General features: G+C 73.3%; 13 protein-coding genes and 2 tRNA genes. 8 read left to right on the plus strand and 7 right to left on the minus strand.

Annotated elements, in window-relative coordinates:
• Positions 1-70: 70 nt before the first annotated feature.
• Together ACFV4P_RS26110 and ACFV4P_RS26115 are read right to left on the minus strand one after the other, a co-directional pair.
• Positions 71-706 carry a pentapeptide repeat-containing protein gene (locus ACFV4P_RS26110; RefSeq protein WP_380475042.1) on the minus strand — a complete coding sequence of 212 codons (636 nt, stop codon included), beginning with the start codon at positions 704-706 and terminating at the stop codon, positions 71-73.
• Positions 707-714: 8 nt separating this feature from the next.
• The gene (locus tag ACFV4P_RS26115; protein ID WP_380475044.1) at positions 715-1,890 is read right to left on the minus strand and encodes a low temperature requirement protein A; all 1,176 of its coding nucleotides are present in this window, start codon (positions 1,888-1,890) and stop codon (positions 715-717) included.
• A 498-nt stretch (positions 1,891-2,388) separates the two neighbouring features.
• Here ACFV4P_RS26115 and ACFV4P_RS26120 point away from each other — a divergent pair, with 498 nt between their 5' ends.
• The 5 genes from ACFV4P_RS26120 to ACFV4P_RS26140 all read left to right on the plus strand — a co-directional run bounded on the left by ACFV4P_RS26120 (position 2,389) and on the right by ACFV4P_RS26140 (position 7,056).
• Positions 2,389-3,147, plus strand: coding sequence for a hypothetical protein (locus ACFV4P_RS26120; protein WP_380475046.1), 759 nt, complete (start codon positions 2,389-2,391; stop codon positions 3,145-3,147).
• Between the two features lie 79 nt (positions 3,148-3,226).
• Positions 3,227-3,300, plus strand: a tRNA-Lys gene (locus ACFV4P_RS26125).
• A gap of 122 nt (positions 3,301-3,422) precedes the next feature.
• Positions 3,423-3,496, plus strand: a tRNA-Lys gene (locus ACFV4P_RS26130).
• Between the two features lie 355 nt (positions 3,497-3,851).
• Entirely contained in the window at positions 3,852-6,023 is a 2,172-nt protein-coding gene (locus ACFV4P_RS26135) for a transglycosylase domain-containing protein (protein WP_380475048.1), read from the plus strand.
• A 67-nt stretch (positions 6,024-6,090) separates the two neighbouring features.
• Positions 6,091-7,056, plus strand: coding sequence for a DMT family transporter (locus ACFV4P_RS26140; RefSeq protein ID WP_380475280.1), 966 nt, complete (start codon positions 6,091-6,093; stop codon positions 7,054-7,056).
• Between the two features lie 32 nt (positions 7,057-7,088).
• Here ACFV4P_RS26140 and ACFV4P_RS26145 read toward each other — a convergent pair whose 3' ends face one another.
• From ACFV4P_RS26145 to ACFV4P_RS26155, 3 genes are read right to left on the minus strand one after another with little or no spacing between them, the layout of a single operon-like run.
• Entirely contained in the window at positions 7,089-7,388 is a 300-nt protein-coding gene (locus ACFV4P_RS26145; RefSeq protein ID WP_380475050.1) for a YciI family protein, read from the minus strand.
• A 4-nt stretch (positions 7,389-7,392) separates the two neighbouring features.
• Complete coding sequence (locus ACFV4P_RS26150) at positions 7,393-8,073, minus strand: response regulator (protein ID WP_380475052.1); 681 nt, start codon at positions 8,071-8,073, stop codon at positions 7,393-7,395.
• Positions 8,070-9,308, minus strand: a complete 1,239-nt coding sequence (locus ACFV4P_RS26155; RefSeq protein WP_380475054.1) for a sensor histidine kinase — start codon at positions 9,306-9,308, stop codon at positions 8,070-8,072. The genes ACFV4P_RS26150 and ACFV4P_RS26155 overlap by 4 nt, the downstream gene beginning before the upstream one ends.
• A gap of 266 nt (positions 9,309-9,574) precedes the next feature.
• On the opposite strand from ACFV4P_RS26155, the gene ACFV4P_RS26160 reads away from it, so the two are divergent.
• Together ACFV4P_RS26160 and ACFV4P_RS26165 are read left to right on the plus strand one after the other, a co-directional pair.
• Positions 9,575-10,270 carry an ABC transporter ATP-binding protein gene (locus ACFV4P_RS26160; RefSeq protein WP_380475056.1) on the plus strand — a complete coding sequence of 232 codons (696 nt, stop codon included), beginning with the start codon at positions 9,575-9,577 and terminating at the stop codon, positions 10,268-10,270.
• Positions 10,267-11,322 (plus strand): hypothetical protein, encoded by a 1,056-nt coding sequence (locus ACFV4P_RS26165; protein ID WP_380475058.1) that lies wholly within the window; start codon positions 10,267-10,269, stop codon positions 11,320-11,322. The genes ACFV4P_RS26160 and ACFV4P_RS26165 overlap by 4 nt, the downstream gene beginning before the upstream one ends.
• 7 nt (positions 11,323-11,329) lie before the next feature.
• Here ACFV4P_RS26165 and lepB read toward each other — a convergent pair whose 3' ends face one another.
• Both lepB and ACFV4P_RS26175 read right to left on the minus strand, forming a co-directional pair.
• Entirely contained in the window at positions 11,330-12,016 is a 687-nt protein-coding gene (lepB, locus tag ACFV4P_RS26170) for a signal peptidase I (RefSeq protein WP_380475060.1), read from the minus strand.
• A 133-nt stretch (positions 12,017-12,149) separates the two neighbouring features.
• The gene (locus ACFV4P_RS26175) at positions 12,150-12,491 is read right to left on the minus strand and encodes a chorismate mutase (protein WP_380475062.1); all 342 of its coding nucleotides are present in this window, start codon (positions 12,489-12,491) and stop codon (positions 12,150-12,152) included.
• A gap of 348 nt (positions 12,492-12,839) precedes the next feature.
• Between ACFV4P_RS26175 and ACFV4P_RS26180 the strand changes: the two genes are divergently transcribed.
• The gene (locus ACFV4P_RS26180) at positions 12,840-13,265 is read left to right on the plus strand and encodes an OsmC family protein (protein WP_380475064.1); all 426 of its coding nucleotides are present in this window, start codon (positions 12,840-12,842) and stop codon (positions 13,263-13,265) included.
• The last annotated feature ends 274 nt before the right edge of the window (positions 13,266-13,539 follow it).

Here is a 13,539-nt window from a genome sequence, read left to right on the forward strand (position 1 = left end):
TGACCTGAACCGAACGTTGGTCGAACCGTTCACCAGATGAACGGCCGGTACGGCGCTCCGGAGTTCTCGTTCAGTCCTTCACCGAGATCCCCAGGGCCTGTGCGAACTGCGGTGCCAGGTCCAGCAGTTGGCCGGTCGAGATGATCGCGCCGCGCAGCCCCAGGTGCCCGTCCGGCAGGCCGAGCCGCGCGGCCCGGCGCAGGTCGGTGTTCTTGAGCGTCGCGCCCCGCAGCCGCACGTCCTCCAGCGTGGAGCCCGGGAACGACACGTCGGTGAGCTTGGCGTCGGCGAGGTCGACGTCGCGCAGCAGGCAGTCCTCGAACACCACGTCGCGCAGCGTCGCACTGCGCAGGTTGACCGCCTCCAGCTTGCACTGGCGGAAGACCGTGCGGCGGATCGCCGAGCTGTACGCGGAGATGCCGGCCAGCACGGTGGAGTCGATCTCGGCGTCCTGCCACTCGCTCTCGGCGAGGTCGACGCCGACCAGCCGCCCGCCGTGCAGCCACACCTCGTTGAAGCCGGCCCGGCGCAGCTTGGCGCTCTCCGCGCGGACGCCGGTGAACGCGCACTCCAGGAAGCTCGCGCCGCCGAGCTGGCCGGTCAGGTCGAGGTCGTCGAAGTGGACGGTGTCGTAGCGGGCGTCGGCCCGCAGCGGGCCGGTGTGGCGTTGCAGCAGGTGGGCGTAGGGGAGGTCTTCCAGGCGCACGGGGGTCGTCAGCTCCGTTTCGCGGTCTGTGCGGTCATGGCGATGCCGATGGTGACGGCGAGCGCCACCAGGAGGCCGGCGATCAGCACGCCGGCGTCCCCGGCCAGCGTGGCAGCCAGCACCGACAGTGCGGTGACCGGCAGGACCGGCTGGGCGGCGCCGCGCTTGTGGTGGCGCGAGTGCAGGGCCCAGACGGTGAACAGGAACAGCGCGGTGGGGACGGTGACGGCGGCGGTCGCGGCGCGGTCGGAGAGGTGGGTGGCGCCGACGGCGTGCTGGACGGCGACCTCCAGGCCCGCGCCGACGGCGGCGGCCGAGGCGAAGATCAGGAAGTGGCCGTAGCCCCAGGGCAGCGCGCGCCGGACGGAGTCCAGGTAGGGGTGGGCGTCGTCGGCGAAGTAGATCCACCAGGCGCCGAAGCAGATCAGCAGCCCGCCGCCGGCGATCGGCAGCAGTTCGGCGACGGCCTTGTGCTCGTCCAGCGCGGTCTGGATCGCGACGGTGGCGGCGGCGACGGTCTCGCCGAGCACGATGATGGTGAACAGGCCGTACCGTTCGGCGATGTGGTGCCGGTGCCACGGGGTCCGGTTGTGCAGTTCCGCCCAGACGGGGACGGCGAGTTCGGCGACCACGCCCACCGCGAACAGCGGGGCCCGGGCCTCGTGCGGGACGAACACCAGCACCACCCAGAACGCCTGGACCAGCGTGATGCCGACGGCGTAGCGCAGCGCGGCGGTGCGGGCGGGCCCGGTCTCGCCGCGGGCGGCGCGCAGCCACTGGGTGACCATGGCGAGGCGCATCAGCAGGTAGCCGGTCACGCCGAGGTCGAGGTTCTGGTTCTCGAAGAGTCGCGGCACACCGGCGGCGAGCACCAGCACGCCGGTGATCTGGACCAGCGTGGTGAGCCGGTAGGGGACGTCGTCCACGTCGTAGGCGGAGGCGAACCAGGTGAAGTTCATCCACGCCCACCAGATGGCGAAGAAGGTCATCAGGTATCCGGGCAGGGCGAGCGAGAGGTCGCCCTGGGCGAGCGCGTGGGCGAGTTCGCGGCCGGCCTGGGCGATGGCCACCACGAAGCACAGGTCGAAGAACAGCTCCAGGGGGGTGGAGACCCGGTGGGACTCGCCCCGGTCGCGGGCCAGCATCCGGCGGACCGGGCGGTAGCGGTCGTGGGCGGCGGTCATTGGCCTGCTTTCGCGGAATGGCCGCACGGCAGGAGGTGCGCGCGGCCGGGGAGTTGGACTCCGGTGATCCTGACATCCGGTCCGCGGCGGCGCACGCACCGCGTCCGGCCTGCCGATTGGCCCGGCTCCGGCCGATGTGGCCGGTCGTCAGGCTGAGTTGACGCCGCAGTGCGCGATCCGGGTGACAGCGGGGGCCGTCCGGGGCGTGTGGCGGGCAGCTTGTCCCGTCCGCCCGGTTTGGCCCGATAGATTCCTCGGCGGATGGATGGACGGACGGGCGCTTCACGGGCAACGCGGAAGGTCAAGGAGGACGGCGGGGACACTGGGGGCGGACCTTGTCGCTGCACCTCCGTGTCCGTCCCCGCCGGCCGCCTCGCGATCACCGCGCTGTCCGGCGGCGCCTGACGACCGGTCGGCCCATCCCCGTTCGCCGCCCGCGCCCGCGTGGCCCGATGACGGTATGCGTACAGGTGTCCACCGAGGTCAGTGGGGGTCGTCGTGAACTGGGTCGATGGAGCCATCCTGGTCGGCATGCTGGTGGCCACCGCGGCCTGCATGTTCCTGGTGCAGCGGTACGCCTCCGTCCCCGCCCGGGAGAACTGCAACGACGTGGCGGGGTTCATCTTCGCCGCGGTGGGCGCGTTCTACGCGGTGCTGGTGGCCTTCGTGGTGATCGTGGTCTGGGAGAACACCTCGACCGCGCGGGCGACCACCTTCGAGGAGGCGGACGAGCTCGCCGGGGTCTACTGGATGTCCCGGCAGATGCCGCTGCCGGAGGGCGCCAAGCTGGAGGGGCTGACGCTCAGCTACGCGCACGCGGTGGTGAACACCGAGTGGCAGGAGATGGCCGGGCACCGGAGCGACCCGGGGGCGACGGCGCTGATGTACCAGATCCGCGACTCCGCGCTGGCCTTCCAGCCCAGCACCAACCAGGACTCGACGATCTACCAGAACCTGGTGCAGCACGTGGACGGCCTGGCCAGCAAGCGCCGCGCCCGGCTGAACCTGATCGCGGACTGCGTGCCGCCGCTGCTGTGGGCGTCGCTGATCGCGGGCGCGGCGGTCACCATCGCGTTCACCTTCCTGTTCGGCCTCTCCAACACCTGGGTGCACCTGCTGATGGTGGTGTCGCTGGCCGGGCTGATCGGGCTGTCGCTGATCGCGATCAAGGAGATGAACTACCCGTTCGTCGGGCCGAACAAGGTGAAGTCGACCGCCTTCGAGGTGTTCCTGGCCAGGCTCCCGCCCCCGCGCTGAGCGGCGGGCACGCTGCGTGGCGGGCCTGTCACGATTCGGCGGAACGGTGCCGGACGTGTAGTGTTCTCCAGGTCAGCAGGCGCCGCTAGCTCAGTTGGTTAGAGCAGCTGACTCTTAATCAGCGGGTCCGGGGTTCGAGTCCCTGGCGGCGCACAGACAACCGAAGGCCCCTCGCGAAAGCGGGGGGCCTTCGGCGTTCCCGGAGTGCCGGCCGACCCCGGGCGGGCCGGTTTCACCGCAGGTCGGGAACCGTGTAATGTTCCCTCCGTCAGCAAGCGCCGCTAGCTCAGTTGGTTAGAGCAGCTGACTCTTAATCAGCGGGTCCGGGGTTCGAGTCCCTGGCGGCGCACAGACAACCGAAGGCCCCTCGCGAGAGCGAGGGGCCTTCGGCGTTTTCGCGTCTGTGACGTACGCCTCGATCGCGTGATCGGGCGGCCCATGTCCCCTTGCGGGGTCCGCTCGTTGAGGAAGCGGGCGACATCCCGCTAAGAGGTATTTAAAGATCGCCTTAGGAGAAATGGGACATAGGCCCCTAACATCTGACAAGTCTATCGATCAAGCTGGCGAGGTTCGTACCCTCGCCCGAGCGAGCAGCCCGTCCGGGGCCTGCGGGAAGGTCTCCGTTGCCTCGAAAGCCTCGTGAACGTACGAAACGGACCGGGTGGCGCAGGCTGATACCCACCTGGCGGACGGCGCTGATCGGCATGGCGGCCTCGGTGCTGCTGGGCGTCGGCCTGTTCGCGCTGGGGGTCGCCCTGGTCAAGGTGCCGGACGCGCACGCCGCGGCCACCGCGCAGTCCAACACCTGGCTGTACTCGGACGGCACCCTGCTGGCCCGCACCGGGCAGACCAACCGGCAGAACGTCCCGCTGGACAAGGTCTCCAAGGAGGCGCAGCACGCCGCGCTGGCCGCCGAGGACCGCAACTTCTACTCGGAGGGCGCGGTCAACTTCAAGGGCATGGCCCGCGCCGCCTTCAACACCGCTTCCGGGGGCGCCACCCAGGGCGGCTCGACGATCACCCAGCAGTACGTGAAGAACGCGTACCTGAACCAGAAGCAGACCGTCAGCCGCAAGGTGAAGGAAGTCTTCATCGCGTTCAAGGTCGACGCCACCCAGAGCAAGGACGAGATCCTCTCCTCCTACCTGAACACCTCGTACTACGGGCGCGGCGCGTACGGCATCCAGGCCGCCGCGCAGGCCTACTTCGGGGTGGACGCCAGCCAGCTGAACGCCGCCCAGGGCGCGTACCTGGCGACGCTGCTGAACGCGCCCAGCGCGTACGACGTGTCCTCGGCGACCGAGAACGGCAAGCAGAAGGCGACGGCGCGCTGGAACTACGTGCTCGACGGCATGGTCGCGAAGAAGTGGCTGAGCGCCGAGGAGCGGCAGCAGACGACCTTCCCGGAGGTGCAGGCGCCGAAGTCCGCGCCGGGCCTGTCGGGCCAGGCCGGTTACCTGGTGTCGGCCGCCACCTCGTACCTGACCGAGCACCACATCCTCAGCGACGCGCAGCTCGCGCAGGGCGGCAACACCATCACGCTGACCGTCGACTCCAAGAAGCAGCAGCAGCTGCAGGACGCGGTGCAGGCCCAGCTGACCGACAACCTGAAGCCGGACTCCCGCAAGGTCGACGCGGCCGCGCAGGCCGGCGCGGTGTCGGTCGACCCGAAGACCGGGCAGGTGCTGGCGCTGTACGGCGGCGCCGACGCCACCAAGCACTGGATCGACAACGCCACCCGCACCGACTACCAGGCCGGTTCCACCTTCAAGGCGATCGCGCTGGCCGCCGCCCTGGACTCCGGGGCGCGCACCCAGTACGGCGACCGGATCAGCGCCGACACCGTCTACGACGGCACCAACCGGCGGCCGGTGCGCGGCGCCAAGGGCGTGCCCTACGCGCCGCCGAACGAGGGTGAGCGCTCGTACGGTCAGATAAGCCTCCAGCAGGCCACCGACTGGTCCGTGAACTCGGTCTTCGCGCAGCTCGCCCAGGACACCGGTCTGGAGAAGGTCCGCGCCACCGCGGTGGCGCTCGGCCTGCCCGCCGACACCCCGCAGCTGAAGGCCATCCCGTCGATCTCGCTGGGCACCTCCAGCCCGAGCGCGCTGGAACTGGCCGGCGTGTACGCCACGCTGGACAACGACGGCCAGCAGATCACGCCGTGGCTGGTGAAGTCGCTGGAGTCCGGCGGCGAGCAGGTCTCGCTGCCCGAGCACAAGGCCACTCAGGCGATCTCCAAGGACGCCGCCCGCAGCACCACCGCGATCCTCCGCGGCGTCGTCGAGGACCAGGGCGGCACCGGCTACCGGGCCTCCTCGCTGAACCGCCCGACGGCCGGCAAGACCGGCACCACCGACGACTCCAAGTCGGTCTGGTTCGCCGGCTACACGCCCGAACTGGTCACCGTGGTCGGCCTGTTCGGTCAGGATCCGACCACCGGCAAGCAGGTCAGCCTGGACGGCGTCGGCGGCGCGGGCAGCGCGGCGGGCGGCAAGTTCCCGGCGCAGATCTGGACGGCCTACATGAAGTCCGCGCTGGCGGGTCAGCCGGTCAGCTCCTTCCCCGGCGCGAGCCGGACGCCGGCCACCACCGTCCCGTCCGTGCCGTCGGACTCCCCCTCGCCGAGCCAGACCCCGTCCGCGTCGGACGAGGTCTCCGCCACGCCGTCCCCGTCCGCCTCCGACGGCACCGGCAGCCCGAGCTCGCGGCCCACCGGCGGCACCGGGAACGGTGGCGACGGCACCCTGCCGCGGCCCAGCCGCAGCCCGTCGGCCAAGCCCAGCGGGGGCGCCACCTCGCCGGATCCGAGCACCCCGGCCGGGAACGGCGGTGCCGGCGGGCTGCTCGGCACACAGGACCAACCTGCGGGATAGCACCTTACGACGGAGGGGTCCGAGCTGGCACAATGCGGCGATGCACAGCAGCTCGGACCCCTCCGCCATGTCGCTCGACCCCCGGCAGGCACCCCCGGCGGACCGCCCCTCCGAACCCTCTCCCGCCCACCGCGCCGCCAAGCTCGGCCTGGTGCTGGCACTGGTCTCCGCGGTCGCCTTCGGCGGCTCCGGCACAGCGGCCAAGCCGCTGATCGAGGCCGGGCTCTCCCCCACCCACACGGTGTGGCTGCGGGTGGCCGGCGCGGCACTGGTCCTGCTGCCGGTCGCCTGGAAGCACCGCGACGCCGTACGCCGCCGCCCCGGACTGCTGCTCGGCTTCGGCCTGCTCGCCGTCGCCGGCGTGCAGGCCTGCTACTTCGCGGCGATCTCCCGCATCCCGGTCGGCGTCGCCCTGCTGATCGAGTACCTGGGCCCGCCGCTGCTGCTCGGCTACGTCCGGCTCGTGCAGCGCCGCCCCGTCTCCCGCCGCGCGGCGGCCGGCGCGGGCGTCGCGGTGGCGGGCCTGGCCTGCGTCGTCGAGGTCTGGCACGGCCTGTCCTTCGACGCGCTCGGCGTCCTGTTCGCCCTCGGCGCGGCCTGCTGCCAGGTCGGCTACTTCGTCCTCGCCGACGCCGGCCGCGAGGGCGACCGCCCCGTCGACCCGCTGGCGGTCTCCGCGTACGGGCTGCTGATCGGCGCGATCCTGCTCACCGCGTTCACCCGCCCGTGGGACGCCGACTGGTCACTCCTGACCCGTTCCGTCACCATGAACGGCCACCACCTGCCCGCCCTGGTCCCCGCCCTCTGGATGATCCTGGTCGCCACCGTCCTCGCCTACCTCACCGGCGTCGCCTCGGTCCAGCACCTCTCCCCGCCCGTCGCCGGCGTGGTCGCCAACCTCGAAGCCGTCGTCGCCACCGTCCTCGCCTGGATCCTCCTCGGCGAACACCTCGGCACCCCCCAGCTCCTCGGCGGCGCCCTCGTCCTCGCCGGCGCGTTCGCCGCCCAGTCGGCCGCCACCGCCAAACCCTGACCCCACCCGGGCCACGGACGTGCCAACCGCCGTCAGGCCGGCAGGCTCTCGCGGTGCGGGGCCAGTTCCGGGCCGGTGGTGGTGGGGACGAACTCGGTGATGCGGTAGGCGGTCGCGCCGGCCTGGGCGAAGGGGTCGGTGGCGGCGAGGGCCTCGATGGCGTCCCGGCTCTCCGCGACGGCGATGATGACGCCGCCGTCGCGCGGAACCTTGCGGCCGGAGGCGAGGAAGGTGCCGTTCGCGTAGTGCTGTTCCAGCCAGGCGACGTGGGCGGGCAGCAGCGCGTCGATGCGTTCCAGCGGGGCGGTGTAGGTCAGCTCAAGAATGAACACGTGATCATCGTACGACCCGGCTCCCGCCCGCCCGGATCAGCCCCGACTCGTAGGCGGCGATGACCAGTTGGGCCCGGTCCCGGGCGGCCAGCTTCTGCAGCAGCCGACCGATGTGCGTCTTCGCCGTGGACAGGCTGACGTGCAGGTGCGCAGCGATCTCCTCGTTGGACAGGCCGAGCCCGACCAGCGACAGCACCTCCCGCTCGCGTTCGGTGGTCCCGGCGAGCGAGGCGGACACGGGCACGCCCGCGGGCTCGGGCCGACGGGTGTACTCCTCGATCAGCCGGCGCGTCACCCGGGGTGCCAGCAGCGCCTGCCCGGCGGCCACCACCCGTACCGCCTCCAGGAGTTCGGCGGGTCGGGTGTCCTTGAGCAGGAACCCGGCCGCGCCCGCGCGCAGCGCCGCGAACGCGTAGTCGTCCAGGTCGAAGGTGGTCAGCACCAGCACCCGGACGTCGGCCAGCGCGGGGTCGGCGGCGAGTTCACGGGTGGCTTCGATGCCGTCCAGCCGGGGCATCCGGATGTCCATCAGGACCACGTCGGGCCGTTCCCGGCGGGCGAGTTCGAGTGCCTCGATGCCGTCCGCGGCCTCGCCGACCGCCGTCAGGTCGGGCGCGGAGTCGACCAGCAGCCGGAAGCTGCCGCGCACCAGCGCCTGGTCGTCGGCGACCAGGACCCGGATCACCGGGCCACCGCCAGCGGGAAGAGCGCCGCGACCTCGAAGCCGCGGCCCTCGCGCCGGCCGGCCCGGAGCTCGCCGCCGTGCACCGCGACCCGTTCCCGCATCCCGGCCAGCCCGTGCCCGCCACCACTCCCGTGGACGCCACCACTCCCAAGAACTCCGCCGCTCCCGTGCCCGCCACCACGCCCGGGGACGCCGGCGCTCCCGGCGCCGCCGCCCCGCCCCTCGTCGACGACGCTCAGCGCCAGCGCGTCCGCCCGGTACTCGACCCGCACCCGGCAGCGGTCGGTGCCCGCGTGCCGGACCACGTTGGTCACCGCCTCCTGCACCACCCGGTAGCCGGCCAGTTCCAGCCCCGGCGGCAACTCCCGTCGCTCACCGAGCAGTTCGAGCTCGACCCGGACACCCGCGGCCGCCGCCCGGCGGACCACCTCGTCCAGTTCGGACAGTCGCGGCGCGGGCAGCCGTTCGCCGTCCTCGCCGGTGCGCAGCACGCCCAGCAGGGCCCGCATCTCGTCCAGCGCGGTGCGGCTGGTCTCCTCGATCGAGGCCAGCGCGAGCCGCGCCTGTTCGGGCTGCTGGGCCGCGATGTGGTTGGCGACCCCGGCCTGCACCGCGATCACTCCGAGGCTGTGCGCCACCACGTCGTGCAGTTCGCGGGCGATCAGCACGCGTTCCTCGCGCAGCCGGGAGCGTTCGTCCTCGGCCCGGCGACGGCGGCGCTGGTCCGTCGCGTACCCGGCCGTCCAGCCGGTCACCAGGATCAGCACGACCGTCAACGACGCTCCGGGGCCGCCGAGTTCGGGGCGCGCCCAGGGCCAGTGCAGCACGCCCGTCCGGCACAGCGCGGCCACCGCGAGCGCCGCCGCCAGCAGTCCGCCGGCCGTCCGGGCGGGCAGCGCGCGCGGCGCGGGGTACAGCACCGCGGCCACGGCCACCCAGGGCGCGGGCGACGCCGCCGTCCCGGCGCTCAGCGCCGCGAGCACGAGCACGGCCGGTACGACGACGGCAGGGCGACGCCGGGCGAACGGCGCCGCGAGCGCGGCCACCGCGACCATCGCCCAGTCCGCCGGTCGCGGCCCGAGCCCCACCGGCGAGGCGAGCGTGACGTCCACCTGGTGCGGGCCGGACGAGGTCGCGTCCCACGCCGCCGACGCCGCCAGCCCGGCCAGCACGGCCGCCACCACGCCGTCCACCACGGCCCGTGCCCGGACGCCGAGCGGTCGGTGCAGATCCATGCGCGCCACGGTAGCGGTGCCCGCCGCCGGGGCGGATCGGACCGGAGGACGACAGGCGTCGTCGTCCCCGGGACCGACGCACCCCGCCGGGGCCCGTCGGGGCACCTGCAAAACGGCGGGCGCGAGCAGGCCCGCCGGTGCCGGGCCCCGCTCTTCGACCGCGCCGATCGTCCCCCGGTACCGGTCGCAGGTCCGGTCCGGAGCACGACGCGGCGCGCCCCCGCCGACCGGAAGGGTGTGCCGGGTCCGAAACCGGAGGAGGGCTTGTGATCGAGGCACGGGACGTAGGTAGGCGCTATCGCGGCGGTTGGGCGCTGCGGGGCTGTACGTGGGAGGTGCCGGCCGGGCGGATGGCCGGCCTGGTGGGGCCGAACGGCGCGGGCAAGAGCACCCTGTTGCAGTTGGCGGTGGGTCTGCTGCGGCCGACCGAGGGTGAGTTGCGCGTACTGGGCGGCCCACCGGCCGGACCGCGGCTGGCGCGGATCGGCTTCGTCGGCCAGGACGCCCCCGTCCACCGCTCGTTGACGGTCGCCGAGCACCTGAAGCTCGGCTCCCGGCTGAACCGGACCTGGGACCGCGCCTGGGCCCGGCGCCGGATCGACGAGCTGGGCCTCGACCCGCATCGTCGCGCGGCCCGGCTCTCCGGCGGCCAACGGGCCCAGCTCGCCCTGACCCTGGCCCTGGCCAAGCGCCCGGACCTGCTGGTGCTGGACGAGCCGGTGGCGGCGCTGGACCCGCTGGCCCGGCGGGAGTTCCTGGACTCCCTGGCGCAGGCCCGGGCCGACAGCGGGGCGACCATCCTGATGTCCTCCCATCTGGTCTCCGACCTTGCCCGGGACTGCGACCACCTGATCGTGCTCGGCCGCGGCCGGGTCCGGGCCGCCGGTCCTCTGACCGATCTGCTGGCCGGTGGCCGCGACCTGGAGGCGTACGTGCTGGAGCAGTTGGAGGAGGCCCGATGATCTGGTTGACGTGGCGCCAGTACCGCGCACAGGCCTGGACGGCGCTCGCCGCGCTGGCCGCCGCCTGCGCCGTCTACCTCCCGTCCGGCCACCGGCCGGCGGACCTCTACGCCGCCGCCGGCCTCCCGGCCTGCGCCGCCACCGCGACCGGCTGCGCGCAGGCCCAGGCCGCCTTCGCCGCTTCGCTGCGCGCCGACAGCACCGTCACCGCACTGTTCCACCTCGGCACGGCGCTGCTGCTGGTCCTGCCCGCGCTGCTCGGCATGTTCGCGGGTGTGCCGTTGGTGGCACGGGAGTTGGAGTCGGGATCGTTCCGCCTGACGTGGACCCAGGGCGTCACCCGCACCCGCTGGCTGACCGTCCGCCTCGCCCTCGTCGGCGCCTCGACCCTTCTGCTGTCCGGCCTGCTCTCCCTCCTGGTGACCCGATGGGCGGCTCCGCTGGACCGGGCGGCCGCCCTGCCCGGCGGGGACGGCGAGTCGGCCCTGCCGGGCCGCTTCGGTCCGCCGGTGTTCGCCGCGCACGGTCTCGCGCCGGTCGGCTGGGCGCTGTTCGGTCTCGCGGTGGGCGTGGCGGCGGGCCTGCTGCTGCGCCGTCAGGTCGCGGCGATGGCGGTCGTCCTGGCGGTCCTGGCCGCCGTGCAGATCGCGGTCCCGCTGCTGGTGCGCGCCCACGTCGCGGCGCCGGTACGGGCGGACCGCGCGGTGACGCTGGCCCCGGACCGGCCGGGAGTGATCCGGATCGAGGGCCGGCGGCTGTACGTCTCGGTGCCGGTGTCGGCGCCGGGTGCCTGGGTGGTGTCGGTCCGGACGCTGACCGCCGACGGCCGGCCGTTCACCGGGCCCGCCCCGGACGTGTGCGGGCCGGACGTCGGTTCGCTCGCGCAGTGCCGGGAGGCGATCGACGCACTGCACCTGACGCAGCGCGCCGAGTACCAGCCCGCCGACCGCTACTGGCCGTTCCAGTGGGCGGAGACCGCCGCGCTGGCCCTGCTCTCGGCGGCCGTCGCCGCGGCCTGCACCGTCCGCCTGCGGCGTGGCGTGTCGGCCTGACGCGGGCTCAGCGGCCGGTCCAGCCGAACCAGGTGAAGTGGTTGAGCGGCCAGACCACGGCGGTGGTCGGCCCGACCAGGTCGGCGACGGGGACGGCGCCGCCGCCGGGCTGGTCGCGGTGGTAGCGGGAGTCGGCGGAGTCGCTGCGGTGGTCGCCCTCCACCCAGACGTGGTCGGCGGGGACGGTGACGGGGCCGAAGTCCAGTCCGGAGCAGGAGTCGTCGCCGGGGTGCAGGTAGGGCTCGCTGACGGGCTGGCCGTCGACGGTGAGGGTGGTGCCGCGGCAGGCGACGGTCTGGCCGCCGGTGGCGATGACCCGCTTGACCAGGTAGTCGTCGCCGGGCGGCAGCAGGCCGATCGCGCTGAGGCCGGAGTGCAGGGTGCCGGTGAAGGCGTTGCTGTCCTTCGGGGTGGGCGGCAGCCAGCCGCCCGGGTCCTTGAACACCACCGGCTCGCCCGGCTCGGGCTTCCAACCGGTCAGCGGGGCAAGCTTGTTGACGGCGACCCGGTCGCCGACCTGGAGGGTGTTCTCCATCGAGCCGGACGGGATGGAGAACATCTGAAACAGGCAGGACTTGATCACGACCGCGACCGCCAGGCCGACGGCGATCATCACGGGCAGTTCGACGTACCAGGGCCGGCGCTTGCGCCAGCCCTGCTCCTGCGTGGTCCTCTCGGTCACCGCTACCGACACCGAAACCGCCTCCTCCGAAGGACAGCACGCTAACCCGCCCACCGGACGGCGCGAAATCCGCTCCTTACGCGGACCGGACACCCGGGCCGGACGCGCCGGCCGTGGCCCGACGCCGGCCCGGGCCGGACGCCGGTCAGCTCCCGGCGCGGCTGCTGTCCTCGGCGATCGCCTCGTGATGCCGGATCACCTCGGCGATGATGAAGTTCAGGAACTTCTCCGCGAACACCGGGTCCAGGCGGGCGCTGACGGCCAGTTCGCGCAGTCGGGCGATCTGCCGGCGCTCGCGCTCCTGGTCGGCGGGCGGCAGCCGGTGCTCGGCCTTGAGCCGGCCGACCTGCTGGGTGGCCTTGAAGCGCTCGGCGAGCATGTGGACGACGGCGGCGTCGATGTTGTCGATCGACTCGCGCAGGCGGGTCAGCTCGGCCCGCACGGCAGGGTCGATCTCCGTCGGGACGGGGGTGGGCTGGTCCGTCATGGGGGTGGCTCCGATGCGGGTTCGGTGGGCTCCGGACGCGGCGGGGCACGGCGGACCGGCCGCCCCGGGCGCGGGCGAACGGCCAATCTAACAGGGCAAACACCCCCTTCTCGCCCCGTTTGCCGACACGTTCCGGGATGTGGGACGGCCGCTGGACGACCACCGGACGACCACCGGACGACGGCCGGACGACCACCCGGCGACCACCGGACGGCGGCCTGGCGCGGCGGCGCGGCGTTCCCCTGCCGGGCGGGCGGTCAGGCCCTAGGCTGGGCGGGCCGCGGCCGCAAGTGCGGTCGCGGGTGGAGCAGTTCGACCGGCAGTTCCCCCTACAGGAGGTACCTGATCGTGGCAACGACCCGCACCGCGCACACCGAGTGGGAGGGCAACCTGCTCGACGGCAAGGGCCTGGTGACCTTCGACTCCTCCGGCATCGGCGAGTTCCCGGTGTCCTGGCCGTCCCGGGCCGAGGCCGCGAACGGGAAGACCAGCCCGGAGGAGCTGATCGCGGGCGCGCACTCGGCGTGCTTCTCGATGGCGCTGTCGCACGGCCTGACCGGCGCGGGCACCCCGCCCACCAAGCTGGAGACCAAGGCGGACGTGACGTTCCAGCCGGGCACCGGCATCACCGGCATCCACCTGACCGTGGTCGGCACCGTTCCGGGCCTGGACGAGGCGGGCTTCGTGAAGGCCGCCGAGGACGCGAAGGCGAACTGCCCGGTGAGCCAGGCGCTGACCGGCACCACCATCACCCTCTCCGCTTCCCTGGCCTGACCTGCCGCGACCCGGCCCGGAGCGACCCGCCCGCTACGGCGTGTGAGCAAGGGCGTACGCCCTCGGCGTGCACCAAATCCGGTGCGCGCCGGGGGTTTCGTGCGTCACGTCGGAAGACATCTGCGGACAATCCGCCCGAATCACCCCGGCGGCGGTCGCGCACAGTTACACCGGCGGCCTATGATCGGCGGACGTGGCCCGAGGCCGCCGACAGCTCCCCGGTCATCGGCCGGGGCCGGGCGGAACGGGACCGCAGGCCGGTCTCCGCCCGCGT

Source organism: Kitasatospora sp. NPDC059795 (assembly GCF_042732175.1).
In the GTDB taxonomy this organism is placed as follows: Bacteria; Actinomycetota; Actinomycetes; order Streptomycetales; family Streptomycetaceae; genus Kitasatospora.